General features: G+C 48.7%; 22 protein-coding genes. 16 read left to right on the forward strand and 6 right to left on the reverse strand.

Annotated elements, in window-relative coordinates:
• Positions 1–5 precede the first annotated feature (5 nt).
• The 9 genes from H8698_RS11145 (at position 6) to H8698_RS11185 (ending at position 12421) form a co-directional block, all read left to right on the forward strand.
• Entirely contained in the window at positions 6–440 is a 435-nt protein-coding gene (locus H8698_RS11145) for a YwiB family protein (protein WP_249313557.1), read from the forward strand.
• On the forward strand, positions 437–2128 hold the full coding sequence (gene argS / locus H8698_RS11150) for an arginine--tRNA ligase (protein WP_249313558.1): 1692 nt from the start codon (positions 437–439) through the stop codon (positions 2126–2128). Before H8698_RS11145 ends, argS begins: the two co-directional genes overlap by 4 nt.
• Before the next feature lie 31 nt (positions 2129–2159).
• A complete protein-coding gene (locus tag H8698_RS11155; protein ID WP_249313559.1) occupies positions 2160–3614 on the forward strand; it encodes a S41 family peptidase in 1455 nt (484 codons plus the stop codon).
• A gap of 7 nt (positions 3615–3621) precedes the next feature.
• On the forward strand, positions 3622–4773 hold the full coding sequence (locus H8698_RS11160; protein ID WP_249313560.1) for a murein hydrolase activator EnvC family protein: 1152 nt from the start codon (positions 3622–3624) through the stop codon (positions 4771–4773).
• Positions 4774–4807: 34 nt separating this feature from the next.
• Positions 4808–5989, forward strand: coding sequence for a S41 family peptidase (locus H8698_RS11165; RefSeq protein ID WP_249313561.1), 1182 nt, complete (start codon positions 4808–4810; stop codon positions 5987–5989).
• Positions 5990–6052: 63 nt separating this feature from the next.
• The gene (locus H8698_RS11170) at positions 6053–9208 is read left to right on the forward strand and encodes a phospholipid carrier-dependent glycosyltransferase (RefSeq protein WP_249313562.1); all 3156 of its coding nucleotides are present in this window, start codon (positions 6053–6055) and stop codon (positions 9206–9208) included.
• 20 nt (positions 9209–9228) lie between these two features.
• Positions 9229–9978 carry a 23S rRNA (guanosine(2251)-2'-O)-methyltransferase RlmB gene (rlmB, locus tag H8698_RS11175; protein ID WP_249313563.1) on the forward strand — a complete coding sequence of 250 codons (750 nt, stop codon included), beginning with the start codon at positions 9229–9231 and terminating at the stop codon, positions 9976–9978.
• Positions 9979–10014: 36 nt separating this feature from the next.
• Positions 10015–10983 (forward strand): ROK family protein, encoded by a 969-nt coding sequence (locus tag H8698_RS11180; RefSeq protein WP_249313564.1) that lies wholly within the window; start codon positions 10015–10017, stop codon positions 10981–10983.
• Positions 10984–11059: 76 nt separating this feature from the next.
• Positions 11060–12421 carry an FAD-dependent oxidoreductase gene (locus H8698_RS11185; protein ID WP_249313565.1) on the forward strand — a complete coding sequence of 454 codons (1362 nt, stop codon included), beginning with the start codon at positions 11060–11062 and terminating at the stop codon, positions 12419–12421.
• Between the two features lie 35 nt (positions 12422–12456).
• Here the strand turns inward: H8698_RS11185 and H8698_RS11190 are convergent, their stop codons facing one another.
• Positions 12457–12948, reverse strand: a complete 492-nt coding sequence (locus tag H8698_RS11190; RefSeq protein WP_249313566.1) for a GNAT family N-acetyltransferase — start codon at positions 12946–12948, stop codon at positions 12457–12459.
• Between the two features lie 16 nt (positions 12949–12964).
• A complete protein-coding gene (locus tag H8698_RS11195) occupies positions 12965–13585 on the reverse strand; it encodes a flavodoxin family protein (protein ID WP_249313567.1) in 621 nt (206 codons plus the stop codon).
• A gap of 270 nt (positions 13586–13855) precedes the next feature.
• On the opposite strand from H8698_RS11195, the gene infC reads away from it, so the two are divergent.
• The 4 genes from infC (at position 13856) to ychF (ending at position 16161) form a co-directional block, all read left to right on the forward strand.
• Entirely contained in the window at positions 13856–14359 is a 504-nt protein-coding gene (infC, locus tag H8698_RS11200; protein WP_177678392.1) for a translation initiation factor IF-3, read from the forward strand.
• 29 nt (positions 14360–14388) lie between these two features.
• Positions 14389–14586 carry a 50S ribosomal protein L35 gene (gene rpmI / locus H8698_RS11205; protein ID WP_177678381.1) on the forward strand — a complete coding sequence of 66 codons (198 nt, stop codon included), beginning with the start codon at positions 14389–14391 and terminating at the stop codon, positions 14584–14586.
• Positions 14587–14633: 47 nt separating this feature from the next.
• A complete protein-coding gene (gene rplT / locus H8698_RS11210) occupies positions 14634–14987 on the forward strand; it encodes a 50S ribosomal protein L20 (RefSeq protein ID WP_177678382.1) in 354 nt (117 codons plus the stop codon).
• 76 nt (positions 14988–15063) lie between these two features.
• Complete coding sequence (gene ychF, locus H8698_RS11215; protein ID WP_249313568.1) at positions 15064–16161, forward strand: redox-regulated ATPase YchF; 1098 nt, start codon at positions 15064–15066, stop codon at positions 16159–16161.
• Positions 16162–16481: 320 nt separating this feature from the next.
• Here ychF and H8698_RS11220 read toward each other — a convergent pair whose 3' ends face one another.
• Entirely contained in the window at positions 16482–17678 is a 1197-nt protein-coding gene (locus tag H8698_RS11220; RefSeq protein ID WP_249313569.1) for a sialidase family protein, read from the reverse strand.
• Between the two features lie 15 nt (positions 17679–17693).
• Positions 17694–18449, reverse strand: coding sequence for an HpcH/HpaI aldolase family protein (locus tag H8698_RS11225; protein WP_249313570.1), 756 nt, complete (start codon positions 18447–18449; stop codon positions 17694–17696).
• Between the two features lie 191 nt (positions 18450–18640).
• Here H8698_RS11225 and H8698_RS11230 point away from each other — a divergent pair, with 191 nt between their 5' ends.
• Genes H8698_RS11230 through H8698_RS11240 form a run of 3 tightly spaced genes read left to right on the forward strand, consistent with a single transcriptional unit; the run spans position 18641 to position 22269 of the window.
• Positions 18641–19675, forward strand: coding sequence for a LacI family DNA-binding transcriptional regulator (locus H8698_RS11230; protein ID WP_249313571.1), 1035 nt, complete (start codon positions 18641–18643; stop codon positions 19673–19675).
• A gap of 16 nt (positions 19676–19691) precedes the next feature.
• Positions 19692–21347: a dihydroxy-acid dehydratase gene (ilvD, locus tag H8698_RS11235; protein ID WP_249313572.1), complete on the forward strand. Its 1656-nt coding sequence runs from the start codon at positions 19692–19694 to the stop codon at positions 21345–21347.
• Positions 21340–22269, forward strand: coding sequence for a phosphoglycerate dehydrogenase (locus H8698_RS11240; protein WP_249313573.1), 930 nt, complete (start codon positions 21340–21342; stop codon positions 22267–22269). Before ilvD ends, H8698_RS11240 begins: the two co-directional genes overlap by 8 nt.
• Before the next feature lie 20 nt (positions 22270–22289).
• On the opposite strand, the gene H8698_RS11245 is transcribed toward H8698_RS11240, so the two are convergent.
• A complete protein-coding gene (locus H8698_RS11245) occupies positions 22290–23126 on the reverse strand; it encodes an AraC family transcriptional regulator (protein WP_249313574.1) in 837 nt (278 codons plus the stop codon).
• Positions 23126–24289 (reverse strand): N-acetylglucosamine-6-phosphate deacetylase, encoded by a 1164-nt coding sequence (nagA, locus tag H8698_RS11250; RefSeq protein WP_249313575.1) that lies wholly within the window; start codon positions 24287–24289, stop codon positions 23126–23128. Before nagA ends, H8698_RS11245 begins: the two co-directional genes overlap by 1 nt.
• Positions 24290–24299: the final 10 nt, after the last annotated feature.

A 24299-nucleotide genomic window follows, 5' to 3' on the forward strand; every position in this document is an offset into this window, starting at 1 on the left:
ACAGTATGGAAACAAACGCTTGGATAACGCTGTCGGGCAGACAGACGGTTGACGGCGAGGACGACAATTTTGAACTGACCACGGCAGGCAGATATTTAAAACGTGACGGAAGATTTTATGTGTCCTACGAGGGCAGCGAAATAACGGGGTATGACAACACCACCACTACGCTGAAGATTAAGGACGACTATGTGTCCATGATCCGCTTTGAAAACGGCGGTGGTGCGTCGCAGATGGTGTTTGAGGCCAACAAGCAGTACACAGGAATTTACAGAACGCCCTACGGGAGCCTCAGCGTGGATGTGTATACCAACGAAATGCGCGTGGACGTAGATGACAGCGGAGGAGAGGTTGAGCTAGACTATTTTGTTCAGCTTAACGACAGCGATCCCGTTCGCAACAACCTGCATGTTTACATAAGAAAGGTGGAAAATCAGTGACATTATATGAAGACATAACCGGCCTCGTAAGGAATGTGACAGACGGGGCAATTCATTCGGCAAACCAAAAGGGAGAGCTGGCGGCAAGCAGCGTTCCCGATTATTTAATTGAAGAGCCTAAGGACAAAAACTTCGGCGACTTTTCTGTGAATGCGGCCATGCTCATGGCAAAACAGGCAAAGCGCGCACCCAGGGACATTGCAAATATCCTGGTTTCCAACATGGATTACGCGGACACTTATATTAAGGAAGTTTCTGTTGCCGGGCCGGGGTTTATCAACTTTAAACTGGATCCCGCCTATGTTACACAAATTTTGAGCACCATTGAAGCAGAGAAAGACCAGTTTGGGCAGACGAATTTTGGCGGCGGCAAAAAGGTAAATGTAGAGTTTGTCAGCGCCAATCCAACAGGGCCCATGCACATGGGAAATGCCCGAGGCGGCGCTTTGGGGGACTGTTTGGCTAACATTTTAAGGCTGGCAGGCTTTGATGTGACAAAAGAGTTTTATGTGAACGACGCAGGAAACCAGATTGAAAAGCTGGCGGTGTCGCTGGCAGCACGGTATAAGCAGGCCCTGCTGGGCGAGGACGCTGTGGAGTTCCCGGAAGATGGGTATCACGGCGACGATGTGCGCAAGCACGCAGAAAACTTTGCCAAAGAGCACGGCGACAGGTTTTTAAACGTGCCGGAGGAGGAGTTAAAGGCCGCGCTGATTGACGCGACCCTTTATAAAAATATTGATGCCATGAAAGACGGGCTTTCTGACTATGGCATTCATTACGACGTTTGGTTTCACGAAAGCAAGCTGCACGAAAACGGCGATATTTTAAAAACTGTGGAGGAGCTTACAGAGCGCGGCTATACTTACGAACAGGAGGGCGCGATTTGGTTTAAGGCCACGGAGTTTGGCCTGGAAAAAGACGATGTGCTTGTTCGCGCAAACGGGTTTGTAACCTATTTTGCCGCAGACATTGCATATCATAAAAATAAGTTGGTCAGCCGCGGGTTCGACACCGCCATTGACATTTGGGGAGCAGACCACCACGGCCATGTGGCGCGTCTTAAGGCCGCCATGCAAGCGTTAGGGATAGAGCCGGACAGGCTTGAAATTATTTTAATGCAGCTGGTGCGCTTAGTGCGCGACGGCGAAGCTGTGAGAATGTCGAAGCGGACGGGAAAGGCCATCACCTTAGGCGACCTGTTAGAGGAAATTGGCGTAGACGCGGCACGGTTTTTCTTTAACATGCGCCAGGCAAACAGCCACTTTGAGTTCGACTTGGAGCTGGCGGTGAGCCAGTCCAGCGACAACCCCGTGTTTTATGTGCAGTATGCCCATGCCCGCATTTGCGGTATAATAAATATGCTGGCAAACAAGGGTGTTTCCGTTAAAAATTGTGACGGCTTAAGTTTAACGCGCCTGACCGATCCTAAGGAAATTGATTTAATGAAAGAGCTTGCGCGGTTCCCGGAAGAAATTAAGCTGGCAGCTGTGGCCCGGGATCCCAGCAAAATTACAAAATACACTATGGAGCTGGCCACCGCATTCCACGGCTTTTACAGCGCGTGCAAGGTGGACTGCGAGGACACATCTCTTGCCGAGGCGCGGTTAAAACTTGTTTCCGCTACTGGGCAGGTGATTCAAAACGCCCTCGCAGTTTTGGGCATTTCGGCACCAAGACACATGTAGGGAATGAACATTCCCAAAAAGGGAGGTACCAATGAAAAAGATTAGAAAAATACTTGCAACCCTGCTTGCGGCAGTGATTTTCATTATGCCCCAGGGTGCAGCTTTGGTCAATGCGGCGGAAACGCCCGGGCAGACGGCGTCTCGTTACATTCGGGCCATTATCAACAAAATTGCGGAGGATTATCGTTTTGATGCGGACAAAGGCGCCATGTATGAAGCGGTGTTAGATTATGTGATGAATATGGACCCAACGCTTTTGGAGGGTTCCATCAAAGCCGTTACCGACACCTTAGACCCACATTCGGACTATTTTACCCAGGAAGAGTTGGAACAGTTTGTGAACGTTGTGGAAAAGGCCTATGTGGGCATTGGTGTAACAATAGAGCGAGTTCCCGAAGGCATTAAAATTGTTGAGGTAAATCCCGAAGGCGGTGCATTTGATGCTGGTATGCAGATAGGGGACGTTATTTTTCAAGTGGAAGGACAGGGCATTGTTGGATTGGAGTTAGACGAGGCTTCGGCGCTCATTCAAGGAGACGAAGGAACCATGGTGAACCTTAAGGTGCACCGAGGAGACGCAGATGTGGAGCTTTCTGTTCAGCGCAGGCGTGTTTTGGCCGAAACCGTGGGTTACACAGTGGAGGACAATGGCATTGGCTATATCTATATCAGTAAATTTGCGCTAAGCACACCGGAATCGGTGGAAAAAGCACTGGCTGACATTGAGGGGCAGGGCATTAAAAAACTGATTATTGACGTTCGGGATAATCCCGGGGGCGACCTTTCCAGTGTCATTGACATATTAAGCTTGTTCGTACCGAAAGACACAGTTTTAACAAAAATTGAGTATAACGATGAACGGTTCAGCACAGAACTAAAGTCTAACGCAAAATTTAAGAAAGCACCGGACAGAAAAATGGTGGTGCTGGTGAATGAAAACAGCGCCAGTGCAGCAGAACTTTTTGCAGGAGCAATGCAAAATTTAGGACTTGCCAAGGTTGTGGGACTTACCACTTATGGCAAGGGCAGCATGCAGGAATTTATGCGCCTGATTAACCCTCCCGGATTTCAGCTGGGTGACATTAAGCTTTCCGTCGCAGAGTTTACAAAACCCGACGGCAGCAAAATTAACGGTTTGGGCATTGAGCCGGATGTGCGGGTGAAAAACGCTTATGAACCTTATGATGCGTCGGGGCTGACGCCCATGACAATAAACGACCGGTATTCTGTGGGTGCAAAAGCGGAAGACGTGCGGGCCATTGAAGAACGGCTCACGGTGCTTGGGTATTACACAGGGAATGTTGATGATACATTTGACAGTTTTACAGCCTCGGCAACGGAAAAGTTTCAGTCTGATTTGGGATTATATGCGTATGGTGTGATGGACTATACCACACAAAATGCATTGAACAATGAGATTGACAAAGTGGAAGTTGAAATTGACCGGCAGTTTGACGCGGCGTGCGAATTGTTGTTAAAGGAGTAGTGTGCAAATGAAAACAAGACGGAAACTGATTGCGGTAGCGGCGGCGGTTCTGCTTTGCCTCCCCGTTGGTCTGACGAACGACAACACGGCTGTGGTTCATGCACAAACCGTGCAGGAAAAAATTAACAACGCCAGCAAGGAAAAGCAGGAGGCGCTGGACAAAATAAAAGCTGCCGAAGCGGAGAAAGAAGACGTGGTGGCAGAAAGCGAAGCCTTAGACAGGGAAATCGACATTGTGCAGACCGAGATTTATGAAATCGATTCGATTATTGACGAGGCAGACGCAGAGATTAAGGCAAAAGAAGAAGAAATTGCAAAGCATGAGCAAAACATTGAACAGCACAACGACGAGTTTAAAGAGGTGCTGCGCTCCATGGACGAAACCTCGGCAAGCTCCTATTTAGAGCTGTTGCTGTCTTCGGAAAGCTTTTCCGAATTTTTGGCCCATGTGGAAACCATAAATGAAATTACAAGGCATGACACGGCTGTTATTGATGAAATGGTCAGCTTAAAAAACAGCGTTGAAGCCGCAAAGGCTGTTGTGGAAACGAAAAAAAGCGAGCAGGAAGAGGCCAGGGGAATTGCCTCGGAAAAAGAAAACACGCTTCAGACAAAGTTGGATGAAAAGGAAAAGCTGACGGAAGAATTAGAACAGGACATTGAAAGCTATAAAAAGGTGTATGAAAAGGCGCGGAAAGAGGAGGAGGATTTAAAGGCTTCTTTGGTTCCCAAGCTTTCCAAAACCACAGACACGGTGAAATATACCGGCGGCAAGTTCTGCTGGCCAGCGCCCAGCTATGTGCGGATTTCTTCGCCTTATGGATACCGTCTGCACCCGATTTATAAAACCCAGAAGTTTCATTCCGGCGTTGACCTGGCGGCCCCCGGCGGCTCAAACATTTTAGCTGCGGCAGACGGCACGGTGAAAATGGCCGGCTGGAACGGCGGCTATGGCAACTGCGTTGTTGTAGACCACGGCGGCGGCACATCTACACTTTATGGCCATTCCTCCAAGCTTTTGGTATCGGCCGGACAGAAGGTGACAAAAGGTCAGGTTATTGCAAAGGTTGGCACAACGGGCAATTCCACCGGAAACCACCTCCATTTTGAAGTTTTAATCAATGGCAAGACTACAGACCCCATGCCTTACATATCATAGTAATATATCATATTCATTCAGGGAGATGCGTAAGTTGTTCACAAAAAAAACACTTGTTGCAACGGCAATTTGTACATTTATTGCAACGGCGGCGGTTGCTGTTACAGGAACTTATTTTTACTTCAGATTCAGTCGATATGACGTTGTGGCCCAGGCCCGGAACTTAATCCGCGAACATTACGTGGACCAGTTAAGCGACGAGCAGATGGACAAAATGAACGACTATGCCATATCCGCCATGGTTGCAAGCTTAGAAGACCCATATTCTTACTATTTTGACGCCACCACGTTCGATTCCTATGAGGAAAGCACCAAAGAGGAATATGTGGGCGTGGGTATTACGGTAAGCTATAATGCAGAACAGAACCAAATGGTGGTAATTTCTCCTACAGACGGGTCTCCGGCGCAAAAGGCCGGAATTCTTCCCGGCGATGTTGTAACCCAGGTGGACGACATGACCGTTACCCAGGACAGCTACAACGACGTGGTGGACCACATCCGCGGCGAAGGCGCGGCTGCCGGAACATCTGTTAAAATCCATGTGCTGCGGGACGGGGAGGAAAAGGTGTTTGATGTGACACGGGACGTGATTCCGGTGGACACGGTGTCGTATAAAATGCTGGACGAAAACCTTGGATATATCCGTATTTCCGAGTTTAAGCACGGCACAGTGGACGAATTTTCTGAAGGATTGGAAAGTATTCAGGCGAGCGGTGCAAAAGGATTGATTATTGATTTGAGAAACAATCCCGGCGGCTACGCCGACAGCGTACTTCAAATGACCGACATGCTCCTGCCCAAGGGCACCATTGCATATTTGGAGGACAATAAGGGAAAGAAACAATATTTTTATTCCGATGCAGACCATTTGGCGCTTCCTATGGCCATTTTGGTAAACGAGGGCACAGCCAGCGCGTCGGAACTGATGGCTGGCAGTACCCAGGCCTATGGGGCAGCAAAAATTATCGGCAAAAAAACCTATGGCAAGGCCGTAGGCCAAACGCCCTATATGCTGACGAAAGACACGGCCATTTATCTGACCAATGCAAGATATTATACGCCGAAAGGCGAATGCATTGATAAAAAGGGCATTATGCCGGACATTGAGGTTGACCTGCCCGACGAGCTGAAATCGAAGCTCACAACCCTTGAACCGTCTCAGGACGATCAGCTTCGCACAGCGGTAGAAACACTTTACGACGAGATTCAAAAATAGGGCTTTTTACCGTGAAATGGGAAAGGCAATTCCCAGGGTTTTTATTAAGAGGGGAGAATGTGATTGAATTACCTGACAGTTTCTGCGGCGCTTTATGTTGCCCTGCTTTGGGGCGCATATAGAATGTTGACAAGCGAAAATGAGATGGAAAAGAAAACCGGAAGAACACATACCGTTGTTTTTGTTGCGCTTATTTTGGTCATTACGGCGCTTAAGGTGTGGCTCTCCCAAACCTTTTTCGGCCATTCTTCCGACATGAGCTTGTTTTCCGCATGGGCGGATTTGGGAAGACACGAAAGCGTTCGCGAGTTTTACGGCCCGCTGGGCGCGGAATATTTTGTGGATTACCCGCCGCTTTACCTTTATGTATTAACTGTCATTGGCAGACTGGCAGAACTGTTTCACATCTCCTTTGGAAGCGATGCTTATACAGCGCTGATAAAGCTTGTTCCGGTACTCGCAGACACGGTGAGCGCGCTGGTGGTTTTCAAGCTGGCCTATGACGAATTCGGCAAGAAAACAGCAGGAATTTTGTCGTTGGCATTGCTGTTTAATCCGGCTTATATTTTAAATTCGGTGTTCTGGGGGCAGATTGACGGGCTTTATACCCTGATGATTTTCTGGCTCATCTTTTCGGTTTACAGAAAACGATATTTTCAGGCGGCTGTGGCGTTTGCCGTCGGCATGCTGACAAAGCCACAGATGATTATATTTCTGCCGCTTTTGGGCTTCTGGCTGATTTACGACGTTATTTCAGAGTTTAAAGAAGAAAAGCACTTCCTTTCCCTGCAGAAGTTTTTGCTGGGACTTCTAGCGTCAGCGGCCATTACCGTGGCAGCGGCAATCCCCATTTTCGGCTTAGACTTCGGAAGGTTTTTTGCGCTTTATAAGGAAGCCGCAGGGCAGTATCCCTATGCGAGCTTAAACGCTGCTAACGTGTTCGGCGCGTTTGGGTTAAACTGGGCAGACACGGCCGGAACCTTTTTGGGCATTTCCTATCAAAGCTGGGGATTTATCGGCATTATTTTGACCTCCCTTACAATTGGCCTGGGCACGTTTTTTGCCCAAAACAGGTCGGGCGTTTTGATTTTGGGCGGCTTCAATATCTTAAGCATTTATATGCTTGCCCACACCATGCACGAGCGGTATATGTTCCCGCTCATCTTAATTTTGCTGGTGATTTATATCTATACCCGGGACAAACGCATGCTGTTTGCCTTCGGGGCGGCAACGGTGCTGAGTTTTATTCAAACCGGCATTACGTTATTAGACAACGAGGGGTTCATCAGTTTTCCCGAACAGTCGTTTATTGCGTTGTCGTGGGTGCATATCATCTTTTTCGGATATATGGCCGTGGTGTGGTATAAAATGGTGATTCACGACGACGTGAAGCTGCCGGAAATGAGAACACCCAAAATTATCTGTATTGAAAAAAACGGCGACAAGGTTCGCTGCACAAAAAAGGATTTTATCATTGTTAGTGTTTTAACCCTGGCTTACGGCGTTTCGGCATTTGTGCATCTGGGCAGCATGTCTGCGCCGGAAACCGGCTTTCGGCCGGAAGCGCCCGGCGAAACCGTAATTTTGGATTTTGGAGAAGAACAGGAATTTGACAGGATAAACTTCTTTTTGGGCTGGATTGACCGCAGGGACTCTGACAGCGAAGTTGAACGGAGTTTAAGCGTTTCATTTGGCATTGACCCGGCGGAGGGCGAGGAAAACGCGGAACTGATTTTTGGCGACGCAACCGAGCTGGTTGTGGATTCTGTGTTCAACTGGAACGGTTTTTTTGCTCAGGAGCGGGGAAGATTTATGAAGATTACCGTGGATGAGGGCAATTTTTTCATAAACGAAATCGCCTGTTTTGACGGGGAACAGAATTTAATTTCCCCTGTTGCGGCAATTTCTGAAAATTCTACGGCGAACCTGATGTTCGACGAGCAGGACAAGGCAGTTTATGAATATACCTGGTATGACGGTACGTATTTTGACGAGGTGTATCACCCCAGAACTGCCTATGAATATATAAACGGGATTTGGCCCTATGAAAATACCCATCCGCCTTTGGGCAAGCTGATAATCTCTTTGGGGATGATGATTTTTGGCGTAAATCCCTTTGGCTGGCGGTTTTTCGGAACGCTTTGCGGTGTTTTGATGGTGCCGGTGTCCTTTCTTTTGGGCAAGCAGATTTTAAAAGATTCCAAATGGGCCTTTGTGGCGTCGTTTCTGTTTACGTTTGATTTTATGCATCTGTCCCAGACGCGCCTTGCTACCATCGATTCGTTTACCGCGCTGTTTGCTATGCTGATGTATTACTTCATGTATCAATATACGAAGCAAAACTTTTATGACGGGGGCGTTAAAAGAACTCTGCTGCCTTTGGGGTTAAGCGGTCTGTTTTTCGGCATTGGCGTGGCGACAAAATGGCAGGGCGTATATGCCGGAATTGGCCTTGGTGTGCTGTTTTTCTGGACGCTGCTGAAACGGTTTTTTGAATACAGAGCCGCAAAAGAGGGCCGGCTTGTGGGGGATGCGGACAAGATTTTAAAACAATTTGTGCCGAACCTGATTAAAACCCTTGCCGCTGCCGTGGTTTTCTTTATTGTTGTGCCGTTTGTGATTTACTTTTTGTCCTATCTGCCAATTATTTTGTCCGACGCGGCAGATATCAGCTATTTTTGGGACAATCAGCAAACCATGCTGAGCTATCATTCACAGCTGACGGAAACCCACCCTTACGGGTCACCGTGGTGGTCGTGGCCTCTTGACATGCGGCCGCTTTACGCGTATAATCCCAATTGGGACTTTGTTCCCGAAACCCAGGCCCAGGGAATTTCCTCTTTTGGAAACCCGCTGGTTTGGTGGCTCACCATTCCGTCTATGGGATTTTTAATTTATCTTTCAGTAAAAGGGAAACGGAACGCCGAAATGAATACAATTTTGGTGGGCTTCGGCGCGTTATATCTTCCGTGGGTGCTGATTTCGCGGCAGGCGTTTATCTACCACTTCTTCCCCTGCGTCATCTTTGTGACGCTGGCAATTGCCTACGGACTGAGAGAGATTTTAAAACGATATCCAATTGCAAAAATACCCATAAGGGCATATTTGGTATGCGTGCTGGTGCTGTTTATTGCATTTTACCCCGTTTTAACAGGAATGAGAATTCCCGCTTGGTATGCGGACGCACTCACGTGGCTGCCAAGCTGGGTGTTAGGATAAACTTTTGAAGGGAAACAGGTATGATTAAGACAGAACTTACCACAATTGAGGGCAGAAACCCTGTTTTTGAAGCGGTGGCTGCAAACCTGCCCATTGAAAAAATTTATATCAGCAACAAGGCATATGGCTCGCAGATTTCAAAAATCATTGCCGCCGCGAAAGAAAAAGGCGTGCCGTTTAAAGCGGTGCCGCCGGACAAGATTGACGAGTTGGCGAAAACTGAAGCAAATCAGGGCATTGTTGCTGTGTGTGCTGAGGTTTCCTATGTTACGGTTGCGGACATTTTAAATCGCGCGAAAGAAAAACAGGAGCCGCCTTTCGTGATTATTGCAGACGAAATTACAGACCCGCACAACCTGGGCGCCATTATCCGAACGGCCAACTGCACCGGCGCCCATGGCGTGATTATTCCAAAAAACCGGTCTGCCGGCGTAAACCCAGTGGTGTTTAAAACCTCCGCCGGGGCGGCGGCTCACACGCCCGTAGCCCGGGTGGGGAACTTAACCCAGGCCATGAACGAACTGAAAGAAAACGGTCTTTGGATTACCGGGGCCGACATGGCGGGTGAGCAGGAAATGTGCGACGCAGACCTTACAGGGCCGATTGCTTTGGTGGTTGGATCAGAGGGCAGGGGGATTACGAAAAAAATCCGTGCGGGCTGCGACTTTTTCGTGCGGATTCCCATGGCTGGTGAAATCAATTCTTTGAACGCCTCTGTGGCGGCGGCAGTGCTGATGTATGAGGCGCTGCGGCAAAGAAGATTGAAATAAAATTATATAAAAAAATAAAGAAAAGGATGAGGGAAAATGTATTACATAGGTATCGATCTGGGCGGCACCAACATCGCTGCCGGAGTCGTAAACGAAAGTTGTGAAATTATTGCGAAGGGTTCGGTTCCCACAGGGCGGCTGCGCCCCTTTGCGGACATTATGAAGGACATGGCGGGCCTTTGCAAAAAGCTGATTGCAGACGCGGGAATTTCTGAGTCTGAGGTTAAGTCCATCGGTATAGCAAGCCCGGGCACACCCGACGTTGAAAACGTGAAAGTGGTGTATGCCAACAATCTTCCGGCGTTTATCGACGCGCCGGTGGGAGATGAACTGAAAAAATATTTCCCCAATGTGGAGGTTTATATTGAAAACGACGCGAATGCAGCGGCGTTCGGCGAAATCATTGCGGGTGCTGCAGCCGGAGAAAAGGATGTTGTTGTGATTACCTTAGGGACGGGCGTTGGCGGAGGCATTGTGATCGGCGGCAAGATTTATGCCGGCTTTAATCATGCCGGCGGCGAGCTGGGACACATGGTTATTGTGGCAGACGGTGCGCCCTGCACCTGCGGAAGATATGGCTGCTGGGAGGCGTATGCCTCTGTAACCGGCCTGATTCGTGAAACCGCAGAGGAAATTAAAAAATATCCCAACAGCAAAATCCATCAGATGATTGGTGGGGATGAATCCAAAATCAGCGGCAGAACGGCTTTTGATGCAATGCGTAACGGTGACGAGGCAGGAAAAGCAATTGTGGACCAATACATAAAATATGTTGGCGTAGGCACAGCTAATTTGATTAATATTTTCGAGCCGAAAAAGTTTGTTATCGGCGGCGGCATCAGCAAAGAGGGCGAAACACTGCTTGCCCCCCTCAGAAAATATGTGGATACGCAGATTTATACCAGCAGCGCGGCAGGCGTTCCTGCAACCGAAATTGTTGCGGCAAAGCTGGGGAACGATGCCGGCATTATCGGCGCGGCAATGCTTTTTAAACAGGATATTTAAAAAATATGGTTTAAAATGCGGACTTAAGCCAAAGGTTTAAGTCCGCTCATTTGTGCATGGAGGAATGGGATAAAAGATGAGAAACAAACTGTTTGATGTGGCGGTTGTAGGCGGCGGCATTTCCGGTGTGTGCGCGGCAATTGGTGCGGCGCGGGCCGGGGCACATGTAATTTTAATTGAACGGTATGGCTTTTTAGGCGGCACGCTGACCGCCTGCGGAACCGGCCCTATGATGACCTTTCACGCAGGCGAAACCCAGGTGGTGGGCGGCGTGTGCGCCGAAGTCATTGAAAGGCTGAAACAAAAAGGTCTGTCTCCCGGTCACATTTACGACACCACAGCTTATACCTACACGGTAACGCCCTTTGACAGCGAGGGTATGAAGCTGGAGCTGGAGGCAATGTGCCAAGAAGCCGGCGTAACGCTTTTATACCACACCTGTGTGACGGGAGTGGACAAAAAGGACGGAAAAATTACGTCTGTTTCAGTTTATCACAAAAACGGCGGAGAAAAAATCAGGGCAAAGATGTTTGTGGACGCAAGCGGAGACTGCGACCTTTCGTTTTTAGCAGGTGCAAAGGTGAACAAGGGAAGAAAGGCAGACGGCAAGTGCCAGCCTGTGACCATGAATTTTAAAGTTACCAATGTAGACACGGATAAAGTAAAAGTATATATTAAAACCCACGGGGAAGAGTTCCCACGGCTTAAGGGGGATTTAGGGATTGTAGACCGCTCTTCCCGGCTTTCCATCGGCGGGTTTACAAAAACGCTGCAAAATGCCCGCCGCGACGGGCGGGTGTCGTTTTTAAGAGAGGATATTCTCTTTTTTGAAACCAACCGAAAGGGCGAGTTCATTGTAAACACCACCCGGGTGACAGGCATTGATCCAACCGACCCGGCAGACTTAACCAAAGCGGAATTTGAGGGACGAAAGCAGGCGCAGGAGATTTTAGCAGTTTTAAAGCGCGATATTTCAGGCTTTGAAGAATCCTACTTGGAATTTACTGGGCCGTTTATCGGCATTAGAAGTTCCCGGCAGATTGAGGGAAAGCATGTGATTACAGAGGAAGAGTTGATTTCCTGCAAACGGTTTTCCGACACGGTGGCCCATGGGGGATATCCTATCGACATTCACTCGCCGGACGGGTTAAACGAAAACATGTTTGAAGAAAAGGGATTGGCGCCCGGGGCGTTTTACAGTATCCCTTTGTCTGCACTTTATGGGGAGCTGCACAATCTTATCACCGTCGGGCGGTGCATCAGCGTGACGTTTGAAGCCCAGGCAGCAGTTCGGGTGTCCCCCATTGCAGGCGCGACGGGCCATGCCGGCGGCGTAGTGGCAGCAATTTGTGCGATTGATAATATAAATATTGATGATGTTAATATTGAAGCGGTTCAGAAGGAGTTAAAAAAACAGGGCGCGTTTCTTGCGGTTTAAGAAAAAGAGAGCGGCTGTTTTATCAGCCGCTCTCTTTAAAGCTCGTGATAATAGGGGCAAATGTCTTCATACGTCCCGTTTCTCATTAAAAATCCGCCGGGGATCGTGCCAAGCTGAGTAAATCCCAGTCGTTCGTAGAGACTTCGCGCAGCAGCGTTTGTTTTTACCACCGCGTTAAACTGCAGGATACGAAACCCCAAAGCTTTTGCCTGTTTCATGCAGTCGGTCACCAATTTCTCGCCGATATGCCGGCCCCGCAGGCCGGAGTTCACCGCATAGCTGGCGTTGCAGATGTGGCCGCACCGGCCCACGTTGTTGGGGTGGAGAATGTAAAGCCCGGCGAGGGCTCCGCTGTCTGCGTCCACAGCTACGCCGCAGTGGCTTTGGGAGGCAAAAAACGCCTTTGCACCCGACGCATCTAAAACATCTGTCTGGGGAAAGGCAATGCCTTCTTCCACAACCTCGTTCCAAATTTCGGTCATTTGGCTTAAGTCGCTCTCGCGGTATCCTCTTAATAGAATATTCATTTGAAGCGCCTCCCCGTTACCGAATGAAGTTTGTTCTGATTACGGGTTCGCGTGTGGGGTAGGTAATGCCGGCCTTGTTCCCGGCTTCAATGCACGCAAGCAGCCATGCCATGTTGTTGCCCAGTGTGCGCATGGTTTGCATGCCCTCTTCGTCTTTTATCACTTCGTCGGGGGTATTGCCGTGCACCATGTTCCAATATTGGGAGGGAACGGTGGGCATTCCGCAAATGCCAAAATATTTGTTTATCTGGTCTAACGCGGCAGACGCGCCGCCCCTGCGGCAGCTTGCTACCGCCGCAGCAGGTTTTCCGGCAAAAACAGTACTGCCAGAGTAAAACGCCCTGTCCATAAACGAGGTGATTGCACCGGAGGCGCTGGCATAGTGCACGGGGGTGCCAAACAGAAACCCGTGGGCGGTTTTTGCCTTTTCTACAAATTCGTTTACACAGTCGTCGAACACACAGCGCCCGGCCTTGCGGCAAAAGCCACAGCCAATGCAGCCGGAAAGGGGCTTGTTCCCTAACCAGAATCGTTCTGTTTCAACGCCGTTCTTTTCTAAGGCCTGTGCAGCCTCACAAAGCGCCGTATCGGTGCAGCCCTTTTCGTGCGGGCTGCCGTTCACCAAAATTACTTTCATGTGCGTCATTCCTTTCGTGTTGATTTATCATTATTATAGCACAGAAAGCAGAGTTGCTCAATGTTTTTTGAAAAAAAGCTTGACAAATGACGCGCAATGTGGTATTCTAATTAAGTATTTAAGCAGAAGCCTGTACGTTTCTCACCACCAGGATTGCCGAAGTGGTAAATATTCTCAGCTTTTTTAGTTGTGTTTATTTTTGCGGACAGGGTATCTGTCCGCATTTTTTATTTTATTTGGAGGTGTTTTTCCATTAGTAAACAAGATTTGTTGATTAACGAAGAAATCAGAGTAAAAGAGGTTAGGCTCGTCGGACAAGACGGCGCTCCCCTCGGAATTACAACGTCTGCCGACGCTTTGGAACAGGCCTATGCAAAAAATTTAGACCTGGTTTTAATCGCGCCCAAGGCCGAGCCGCCCGTGTGCAAAATTATGGACTACGGGAAATATAAGTTCGAGCTTGCCAAACGTGACAAAGAAGCAAGGAAAAATCAAAAGGTAGTCAGTATTAAGGAAATACGGGTTTCTCCGTCCATCGACAATCACGATTTTGAAACGAAGGTAAACCACACCAAAAAGTTTTTGTCAGACGGCGACAAAGTTAAAATCACGGTGCGCTTCCGCGGCCGTGAAGTTCATCACAGTGCTTTAGGGTTCCAGCTTTTAGAGAGATTTAAAGAAGCTGTGTCGGAATTCGGCGCAGTAGACAAACCGCCCAAGCTTGAGGGAAAGAACATGAGTATGGTCGTGTCTCCAAAGGGAGCCGCTAAATAAATTAATATTTCGGAAGGGGTTATACCATTATGCCTAAGATCAAAACACATAGAGCGAGTGCTAAAAGGTTTAGAATTACCAAAAACGGTAAAGTGAAAATGAAACACAATTACACAAGCCACATTCTGACGAAGAAATCGACCAAGAGAAAGAGAAAGCTCAGAAAGGGTGCTTATGCGTCCAATGCGAATTTAAAGACCATTAAGAAGATGATTCCTTATAAATAATTTCGCAAATTCGCTATAGAAAATAAATATTTTGGAGGTAACTACAAATGGCAAGAATTAAGGGCGCTGTCACCACGCGCAAAAGACATAAAAGAATTTTAAAACTGGCAAAGGGCTACAGAGGTGCGAAAAGCAAACAGTTCAGAACAGCAAAAGAAGCGGTTATGAAATCTTTGGCTTACGCTTATGTCGGCCGTAAGCAGAGAAAGAGAAACTTCCGTCAGCTGTGGATTGCCAGAATTTCTGCTCAGGCAAAAATGAACGGCATGAACTATTCAACGTTCATGAACGGTTTGAAAAAAGCGGGCATTGAAATGAACCGCAAAATGCTTTCTGAAATCGCAATCAGCGACAAAGAAGCCTTTGCAGCTTTGGTGGAAAAAGCCAAGGCAAGCTTATAAACCGCAAATAAAGCTGCTGCATGGCTTATGTTATGCAGCAGCTATTTCTTTATTCTTTAAAAAAGGTGGTTCAATCATGAAATTAGGAATCGTGGGGCTTCCCAACGTGGGAAAGTCCACTCTTTTTAACGCCATCACCCAAGCAGGGGCAGAGTCTGCAAACTATCCTTTTTGTACCATAGAGCCCAATGTGGGAATTGTGGCCGTGCCGGACGAGCGGCTGAACGTTTTGGCGGAGATGTATCATCCCCAAAAAGTGACCCATGCCGTTATTGAGTTTGTTGACATTGCCGGTTTGGTGAAGGGCGCCAGCCGCGGCGAAGGGCTGGGCAACAAGTTTTTGTCCCATATACGGCAGGTGGACGCCATTGTCCACGTTGTCCGCTGCTTTGACGACTCTAATATCATTCATGTGGAGGGCTCTGTCGACCCCGTCCGTGACGTGGAAACCATTAACTTAGAGCTTATTTTTGCAGATTTGGAAATGGTGGAAAAACGCCTGGATAAGACAAGAAAGCTCATGAAGTCCGGCGAAAAAAAGTATAAAATTGAAGTGGAATTTTTAGAAAAGCTGAAAGAGGTTTTAGAAGCGGGCAAGCCCGCCCGGTCGCTTGCGCTTTCCGACGAGGAGGAAGAGCTTGCAAGGGAAATTGACCTTTTAACCTTTAAGCCTGTGCTGTATGCTGCCAACGTGGGAGAGGACGATTTTGCAGGCGGCATTGAAAACAACGAATATGTAAAAATTTTAGAGGAGCTGGCAGAATCGGAAGGTTCGGAGGTTATGCCCATTTCCGCCAAAATTGAAGAGGACATTTCAGCCTTAGAACCGGAGGAAAAACAGGAATATTTAGACGAACTGGGTATTAACGAGTCTGGTTTGGACAGGCTGGTGAAGAAAAGCTATAAGCTTTTGGGGCTGATCAGCTATTTAACAGCAGGTGAGCCGGAGGTGCGTGCATGGACCATAACTGCCGGCACCAAAGCACCTCAGGCCGCGGGGAAAATTCATACGGATTTTGAAAAAGGCTTTATCCGTGCCGAGGTGGTGCGGTTTCAGGATTTAATTCACTGCGGAACCTATGCCGCTGCCCGTGAAAAGGGACTTGTGCGCTCTGAGGGCAAGGAATATGTGATGTGCGACGGCGACGTTGTTCTATTCCGATTTAATGTTTGATTGTAAAAAATAAACAAATTATATAGTTAAATAATCTTATTAATTGTGCAAGCTGTATATTGATTTTTAGCATGTCCTATGCTAAAATTAAAACATGGATATGCTTTATGTGTGTATCTTGTGTGTGTTGAGATGCCGCAGCAATTTATTTTGCTGCGGCATCTCGTGTTTTGTGTTCAATAAAAGCAAAAATTTAGCACGGCAGATAGAAAAAGGCAGTTTTCGTGCGAGATAAAACAGCAGGCATTTTGCCTGCTGTTTTTGTTTATATAAAAATTTATTTGTACGGTGGATAGAAGTTGCTAATATTAGCACCAATTTTAGTCGTCTACTTCCGACCAAAGCCCTGACAAAAATTCTTTCGGAATTTTATGCAAACGGGTAACGGTTTTTTGGGTTTCGGCCAAATAATAGTTTCCGCCGCATTCAAACAAGTCGGGATAACTCATGCCCTCTTTTTTATCTTCGCTGAACAAAACAATTTCGGGCTTCGACCATTTGATGGTTTTACCATTTTCCGAATCGCACTCCACGCCCCCGCAGAGCCATGCGGGGTTTCGGCCGCCCCATTCCTCTCCGTTGGTGTTGTGGAACCAGTAAAGATATTTTCCGTTTTTACACTTCCAAACAAAATTTGCCGCTCTGGGGTGCTTCATCTCGGTGCCGTCGGCAAAGCATTGATAGCGCGGCGCATCAAAGGTGCGTCCTCCATTTTGGCTTCTCGTGTAACCAGGCATTCCGTCTATGGTGCGGAACACGTCGTAAATGGTGCCGTCAGACAGGGGAACATAACAGTGTTCTTCGGAAATTCTTGTGCCGGCGGGGCTTTGAATGCCCTTGGTTCCCTCCGGCAATGTTTCCCACCGAATTTTTTCCGGGTCTTTTTCCGTCAGCAAATTGTCGCTTTTTAACAATACGCCCTCTGTTCGATAGAGAACATCGCCGTTTTGATACATAATTTTGTTCATGGGATGATAAAATGCGCCGCCCAATGCAAAAGGATTGCTCACGTTCCAAAAGCAACGCCTTGTTTTGCCCCGCACTTTGATGGGATTTGCAAAGTCAATGTCAAAGTCGCGCATGGGAATTTCGAATCGTTTTTTGCTCCAGGTTTGACCGTTGTCGTCGCTGTATTTAAAACAAAAAATGCCAAAGCCCATATCGAACCGCTGTGCGCGGGAAACTGTGCCGTCGGCTTCTTCAATTTCATCATCTGTGTTCAGTCCGTCTGTGTTGAAGTCATAAAAGCAATAAATTCTGCCGAAGTCTGTTTTAAACAGGCTGGAGTAGGAGCTCTCGAAAGGGGAATCGTCAATTCTTTTAAGCTCAGACCAGGTTTTTCCTAAGTCGCGGCTGAGCGCAATGCCCACAAATGTATTCTTCGTGCCTTCTGCGCCTTCACCGGTGGTGATGGTGTAAACCCATGTGCCATTGTCCGCCTCGATTAGCTTGGGCTGGTCGGCATATCCAATGGAGGGCAAAATCAAACCATTTTTAATGTTTTTAAAATCGTCCATCGTTTTATTCACTCCTTATTGTTTTTGTTCTGCCATGTTCAGCGCGGCTTTTGCACCTTCCGAAACAAAAACCGTGTCCATTCCCAGCGCCAGAAACGTAAATCCCGAAGATATCGCCTCGGAAACGTTTTCCTGCGTGGGCGTTACAATGTGCTGCCCTGCGGCTTTTTTATGGCGCTTGCAAGCGGCGAGCACTTTCTGCATGGCGTCTTTCACCGTTTTGTGGCCGGTCTGACCGGGAATTCCGTAAGAGCCGGATAGGTCGTAAGGACCAATAAACACACCGTCTACGCCGTCTACCGTCAAAATTTCATCTATGTTTTCCACTGCGGCTTTTGTTTCAACCATCACAATCACCACGGTTTCGCAGTTTGCACGTTTCACATAGTCATCAAAGCTGTCGCCCCAGTCGTTCGCCCGAACAAAGGCAAATCCGCGGACGCCCTCCGGCGGATATTTGCACGCGGCAACGGCTTTTTTTGCTTCCTCTGCGGAATTTACCATGGGAACAATAATGCCTTTTGCTCCGCAGTCTAAATATTTTCGGATTTCGACCGTATTATTTTCGCTTGCCCGAACCATTGGAAAAACGCCGTATTTTTCCATAGACCTGGCGATGTTGGTGAACTCCTTTAAAGAGGTTTCTGTGTGCTCCATGTCCACCGCCAGCCACCGAAAGCCTGCGTTTGCAAGAATTTCAGCCGCCGCCGGACTGCCCGTTTGAATCCAGCTCCCGTAAAGGGGGGTTAACGCCAATAAATCCTTTCTCATTCATACCTGTCCTTTCATTTTCCGTCTTGGTTGGAATTATAACGGAAAAGCACCGGCTTGTCAATGACTTTGGCCTGAATTTATTACTAATATTTTAATGAATATTAGCGGCGGTTTTACAGGAATTATGAGGAAAGGTAATTGACAATATTGCTAATAACGCATATAATTACACCCAAGGGGTGTGGAAAATGAAAAAAGCTACGATGCAGGATGTTGCAAAACTTGCGGGTGTGTCGCAGTCCACGGTTTCGTTTGTTTTCAGCGGAGCCGATATGCGCATTTCAGAAAGCACAAAACAAAAAGTGTTTGAGGCTGCCAGTGAACTTGGGTTTGTTCCCAGGGGCAAGCTGAAAAACTATCATAAAGTGTCAGACAGCGTATTGGCGCTCTTAGTGCCCAATATGTCGAACTTATATTATCCGGCGCTGGCAAAGGAAGTTGACGAGATTGCCGCCGCCAAGGGCTATGGCTTAATTGTGATTAATACCAACCGCAGCGAAACGAAAGAAGCACGGTATTTTAAGCTTTTAATCAGCCTGAAAGTGGCGGGTATTCTCTATGGGTTTACGCCCGCCGCAGGAGAGATGGAAACTGCCCGGCGGCTGGGTTTGCCGGTGGCCATTGTGGGCGAAACAGAGCCGGGCACCGCGGCCGACTGCGTCAGCTTAAACAGCGGATTGGCGGGGGAGCTTTTGGCAGAGCATCTGCTTCATTTCGGACACAAAAAAATTGCGGTTATCACTGCACCGAAACATTCTATTACCCTGTCGCGCAAACGGAGGATTGACGGAATGAAGCGCGTGTTGAGCGGCCGTGCGGAACTGATTGTTATTTCCGGCGACACAGAACAGGAGATGGAGCACGCAAACTATGAAATTGAGTTGGGATATCAAAAAACGAAAGAACTGTTTGAAATAGGCGGTGGCAGGCCTACGGCGGTGGTTGGCATCAACGACATGACGGCAATCGGCATTTTAAAAGCTTTGCAGGAGCTTGGGCTTAAGGTGCCGGAAGACGTTTCCTGCGCGGGATTTGACAATCTGCCGGTTTCGGAGTTTGTTTCTCCGGCTCTGACTTCGGTAGACCATCTGACGGCCCAGCGGACGCGCCAGGCCATTGACTTGATTGACGATAAAATTAACAAGCGGAACAAATATCCCGTGACGGTGGACTTTCAGCCGCGGCTTGTGGTGCGGAGTTCCACGCAGAAAGCAAAAATTTAGGAATTGAGGTTTTTTTATGAGCGACTTAAAACAGAACGCGCCGGAAATTGACGCATTGCGCCAGGGTATGGACTGGGACGAAACAGATATTTTACGAAAACAAATTTTAATCGATTCCACCTTCGGAGACAGCCATCCCGGAAGCGCACATTTAGACCGGCTGGTGCAAATGGCGGCAGACGGTGTGAAATACAGCGGGGCAAAGCCGTCGGTCTTCACGGTGACCGACATGTGCGACGGCATTGCTCAGGGTCACGACGGCATGAACTATTCTTTGGTTTCAAGAGACATCATTGCCGGCATGGTGGAAATTCATGCAAAGGCCAACGATTTTGACGGGCTGGTGGCCATTTCCAGCTGCGACAAAAGCGTGCCTGCACACTTAATGGCCATTGCGCGGCTGAATCTGCCTTCGGTGTTCGTTCCCGGCGGCGTTATGCCGGCGGCGGCAGGCGGTTTTACGTTGGAACAAATTGGAAATGTCAGCGTGAAATGCCGCCAGGGCGACATGACGAAAGAGGCGTTTCACAAGTGCCAGCAAGATGCCTGCCCCTCCTGCGGGGCGTGCCAGTTTATGGGCACCGCGGCCACCATGCAGGTTTTAAGCGAGGCGCTGGGGCTTGCGCTGCCCCATTCCGCACTGATGCCTGTTGGACTTAAGTTTATTCAAAACGCCGCAAAAGCAGCGGGACGCGCCTGTGTGCGTTTGGTGGAACAAAACATACGCGCACGGGACATTTTAACCGAAAGGGCAATGAAAAACGCCATCGTCATTCACGGCGCCATCGGCGGCAGCACAAACGCGCTTCTGCATTTGCCTGCCATTGCCCATGAATTGGGAATTGATTTGGACATGCGTCTGTTTGACGAGCTGCACCGAAAAACGCCGTTTTTGGTGAACACCCGTCCGGTTGGCGAGTTTAGCACCGAAATGTTCTGGTATGCCGGCGGTGTGCCGCGGGTAATGCTTGCGGTGAAGGATTTGCTGGAGCTTGACGCATTAACGGTAACGGGCAAAACGCTGGGCGAAAACCTGGCGGAGATTGAGGGCGAGCTTGTCCGCTGGGAGGGGTATCTTGCCAACTACGGATTAAAGCGGGAGGACGTTATCAAAAAACTTTCCGACACCGGGGCAATTGCCGTGCTTTACGGAAATTTGGCGGAAGACGGGGCGGTGCTGAAATATACGGCTCTGCCGAAAGAGATGCAGGTGTTCTGCGGCCCCGCCAGGGTGTTTGACGGCGAGCTTTCAGCAAGAAACGCCATTATCGAAAAGAAAATTAATCCCGGTGACTGCATTGTCATTCGCTACGCCGGGCCGAAGGGAAGCGGCATGCCGGAAATGTTTTACACCACCGAGGCGCTGTGTGCAGACGAAACCCTTGTTTCCACCACGGCGATTATTACAGACGGCCGGTTTTCCGGCGCAAGCCGCGGCCCGTGTATCGGGCACATTTCGCCGGAGGCCGCCCAGGGCGGCAACCTTGCGCTGATAAAAGACGGCGACATGATTTCTATTGACGTTCCCAACCGACGGATTGAAGCAATCGGCGTGGATTTTGAAAGCCGGAGGAAAGGGTTTTCTTATGCGCCGCCAAAGGAGAGCGGCATTTTAGGGATTTATAAAAAGAATGCGGTTTCGGCAATGAAAGGCGGTTACATGGATGTATAACGTGTTAATTACCAGCGAATATTTCGGAAAGTTTTCCGGCGAGGCAAAACAGCTGTTGCTTGCAAACGGATTTTCGGTGACAGACAACCCCTATGGGCACAAGTTTTTAACGCCGGAAGAGATCATTCCTTATGCAAAACACGCAGACGCGCTGATCTGCGATTTGGAAAAAATCACGAGAGAGGTCATTGACAGCGCGCCGAACTTAAAAATTATCTCCCGGCGGGGCGTGGGCACAGACAGTGTGGACGTGGCCTATGCAGAAAAAAAGAACATTGCGGTGGCCCGAACGCTGGGCGTGGTGGAGCCGCCGGTGGCGGAGCTGGTTATGGCGTATATCTTAGAATTTTCACGCAGGATAAGCGTTTTAAACCAAAGCATGCACGCAGGGCGCTGGGAGCGGTGTCAATGCCACAGCGTGAACGGAAAAACCTTAGGAATTGTTGGTATGGGCAAAATCGCATATGAAGTTGCAAGGCGCGCCCACAGCTTCGGCATGCATATTTTATACACGGATACGGTGCGCAATGAGCGGGCGGAAGCGGAGTTTGGCGCACAGCAAAAACCGGTCTGCGAGCTGTTAGAAGAGTCCGATTTCGTGACGCTGCACCTGCCGCTGACTGAGAATACCGCAAATTATATGGATTATGGCAAGCTGTGCAAAATGAAGCAAAGCGCCTATTTGATTAACGCGGCCCGGGGCGGCGTGGTAAATTGCGCCGATTTAAAGCGCGCTTTATGTGAAAACAAACTTTCGGGCGCGGCAATTGACGTTTTTGAAAAAGAACCGGAGACAAACAGCAGCTTTCGCGGCATGGAAAACGTAATTTTAACGCCGCATGTGGGAACGTTCACAGAAGAAATTTTTGTCAAAATGGACGTTGCGGCGGCGGAAAACATTATTTCTTTCTTTCAAAAATAAAGAGCAGACCCGCTGTTTGGTTACAGCGGGTCTGTTAATTTCTCTAAGTTTCCGGGAGAATATCCTTCAAAGTTTTTAAACGTTCTGATGAAATTGGAGTAGTTGTGAAAGCCGGAAAGAAAACAGGCTTCTTTCACCGAAGCGCCCATATACAAATATTTTTTTGCTTCTGCAATTTTTCTCACAATCAAATAGTTTTCCGGTGTGAGGCCAAACTCCTCTTTAAACAGCTTGCTGAAATAGCTTTCGTTCACAAACAGCGTTTCTGCAATTTCAGAAATTTTTATGTCTTGAAACTGGTCTTCAATTAACACCAGTGCCTTCTCCGCAATGGAGTCGGGAGGGCTGCCCGCGGGAGAAGCCATCCGGCCGGGAAGGAAAAATCCGCCGATAAAGGCCAAAATTCCAATTAAGGCGGCATACCGCTTTAATTCATGGGACTCCTGCAGGTGATATTGTTTGATCAGGTTCATAAATTCTTCGTGTTCCTGTTCGTTCAGGTTTGCCTTTTTGGGAAAAGGCGAGCCCGCAAGCCAGCTCAATGGCCGGTTCATGTGGGGTGCGGCGTTAATTGCGTCGATAATTTTTGTGTCGATATTGATAATACACCGTTCATAAACCGCGCCGCGGCTGACAATTACCTTGTGAACGCATGCCTGGGGAATGGCAAACAGGTCGAAGCCCGTGCAGTCGTAAAACCGCTTGTCTGCAAAAAATCCCTTTGCGCCGTCGATGTTATAATAAATTTCATATTGGCTGTGCAGATGCGGAACGTCCACATGGGGACGTTCGTTTTTATTGTGATACACAATTACAGGCGAGGGCGCGTCCCTGTAAAGCGAAATTTTTTCCTCCATTATCCATACACCACTTTCCCGCCGACTATGGTTTTCATTATGTGAATGTCTTTGTCAAAAATGACAATGTCTGCGTCGAACCCTTCTTTTATCTGTCCCTTTCCTGCAAGGCTTAAAATGTCCGCCGGCGTTTGAGATGCCATTTGAACAGCTTTAGAAAGCGGAATTTCAGCGAGCTGCACCATTGTTTTCACCAGCCTGTCGCAGGTGGCCACGCTTCCCGCAAAGGCGGTTCTGTCAGGCAGTTTTGCCACGCCGTCTTCCACAATTACAGGCAGACCGTCGGTAATGCAGCCCAAAACACTTTTGCCCTCCGGCATACCTGCGCCGCGCATGGAATCGGTAATCAGTGCAATTTTTTCAGGGCCCTTAATTTTATAAACGAGCTTTAACAGCTCCGGCGGCAGATGCGCACCGTCTGCTATGAGTTCAACCGTCATAAAATCGTTTAAGAATGCCGCTTCCACAATGCCGCCGTGACGGTAGCCGTTTGTTCTGTGAACGCTGCTCATGCAGGAATACAGGTGGGTCACGTGGCGAAACCCCCAGCCAAAGGCTTTAAGGGCACAATTACAGTCGGCGTCGCTGTGCCCGGTGCAGGGAAGAATGTTAAAGTCCTTTAGCCGGGCGGCAAAGGCTTTGGCACCGGGCAGCTCAGGCGCGGCGCTCCACCTTAAAATGCGTCCGTCAGAGCCGGTTAAAATTGCTTCATACTCGTTTTTGTCAAAGGGTTTTATAAACCGTTCCTCCTGAGCGCCTTTCTGCGACGCTGCAAAATGAGGCCCTTCTAAGTGCAGTCCCAAAAGATTGGCCCCGTTTTGGTTTTGGATTTTTGCCTCGTCAAACACCGCCATTGCCGCTTCTATTTTTTCAGTGCTGACAGAGGTCAGCGTCGGCACAATGCTGGTTGCGCCGTGCTCTGCATGTACCCTGGCGGCGGTGAGGAAGGCGTTTGCCGTGCCGTCTAAAAAGTCGCTGCCGCCTGCGCCGTGGGTGTGAATGTCGATAAATCCGGGCGCGACAAACAGGTTTTCCGCGTCAACCGTTTTTTCTGCCGGAAGGTCTTTTGGCGTGACGGCGCAAATCTTGCCGCCCTCAAAATAAATATTGGCGCGGACGGATTCGCCGCCGGTTACCACAGTTCCGTTTTTAATCGCTATCATGACCGCTCTG

It is taken from the genome of Congzhengia minquanensis (genome assembly GCF_014384785.1).
Classification (GTDB): Bacteria; Bacillota; Clostridia; order UBA1381; family UBA9506; genus Congzhengia; species Congzhengia minquanensis.

Bases quoted from the DNA above. Each gene is read 5' to 3' on its own strand.
- H8698_RS11145 (WP_249313557.1), top strand. From the start codon at position 6: ATGGAAACAAACGCTTGGATAACGCTGTCGGGCAGACAGACGGTTGAC.
- H8698_RS11155 (WP_249313559.1), top strand. From the start codon at position 2,160: ATGAAAAAGATTAGAAAAATACTTGCAACCCTGCTTGCGGCAGTGATT.
- H8698_RS11160 (WP_249313560.1), top strand. From the start codon at position 3,622: ATGAAAACAAGACGGAAACTGATTGCGGTAGCGGCGGCGGTTCTGCTT.
- rlmB (WP_249313563.1), top strand. From the start codon at position 9,229: ATGATTAAGACAGAACTTACCACAATTGAGGGCAGAAACCCTGTTTTT.
- H8698_RS11180 (WP_249313564.1), top strand. From the start codon at position 10,015: ATGTATTACATAGGTATCGATCTGGGCGGCACCAACATCGCTGCCGGA.
- H8698_RS11185 (WP_249313565.1), top strand. From the start codon at position 11,060: ATGAGAAACAAACTGTTTGATGTGGCGGTTGTAGGCGGCGGCATTTCC.
- H8698_RS11190 (WP_249313566.1), bottom strand. From the start codon at position 12,948: ATGAATATTCTATTAAGAGGATACCGCGAGAGCGACTTAAGCCAAATG.
- H8698_RS11195 (WP_249313567.1), bottom strand. From the start codon at position 13,585: ATGAAAGTAATTTTGGTGAACGGCAGCCCGCACGAAAAGGGCTGCACC.
- rpmI (WP_177678381.1), top strand. From the start codon at position 14,389: ATGCCTAAGATCAAAACACATAGAGCGAGTGCTAAAAGGTTTAGAATT.
- rplT (WP_177678382.1), top strand. From the start codon at position 14,634: ATGGCAAGAATTAAGGGCGCTGTCACCACGCGCAAAAGACATAAAAGA.
- ychF (WP_249313568.1), top strand. From the start codon at position 15,064: ATGAAATTAGGAATCGTGGGGCTTCCCAACGTGGGAAAGTCCACTCTT.
- H8698_RS11220 (WP_249313569.1), bottom strand. From the start codon at position 17,678: ATGGACGATTTTAAAAACATTAAAAATGGTTTGATTTTGCCCTCCATT.
- H8698_RS11225 (WP_249313570.1), bottom strand. From the start codon at position 18,449: ATGAGAAAGGATTTATTGGCGTTAACCCCCCTTTACGGGAGCTGGATT.
- H8698_RS11230 (WP_249313571.1), top strand. From the start codon at position 18,641: ATGAAAAAAGCTACGATGCAGGATGTTGCAAAACTTGCGGGTGTGTCG.
- ilvD (WP_249313572.1), top strand. From the start codon at position 19,692: ATGAGCGACTTAAAACAGAACGCGCCGGAAATTGACGCATTGCGCCAG.
- H8698_RS11240 (WP_249313573.1), top strand. From the start codon at position 21,340: ATGTATAACGTGTTAATTACCAGCGAATATTTCGGAAAGTTTTCCGGC.
- H8698_RS11245 (WP_249313574.1), bottom strand. From the start codon at position 23,126: ATGGAGGAAAAAATTTCGCTTTACAGGGACGCGCCCTCGCCTGTAATT.
- nagA (WP_249313575.1), bottom strand. From the start codon at position 24,289: ATGATAGCGATTAAAAACGGAACTGTGGTAACCGGCGGCGAATCCGTC.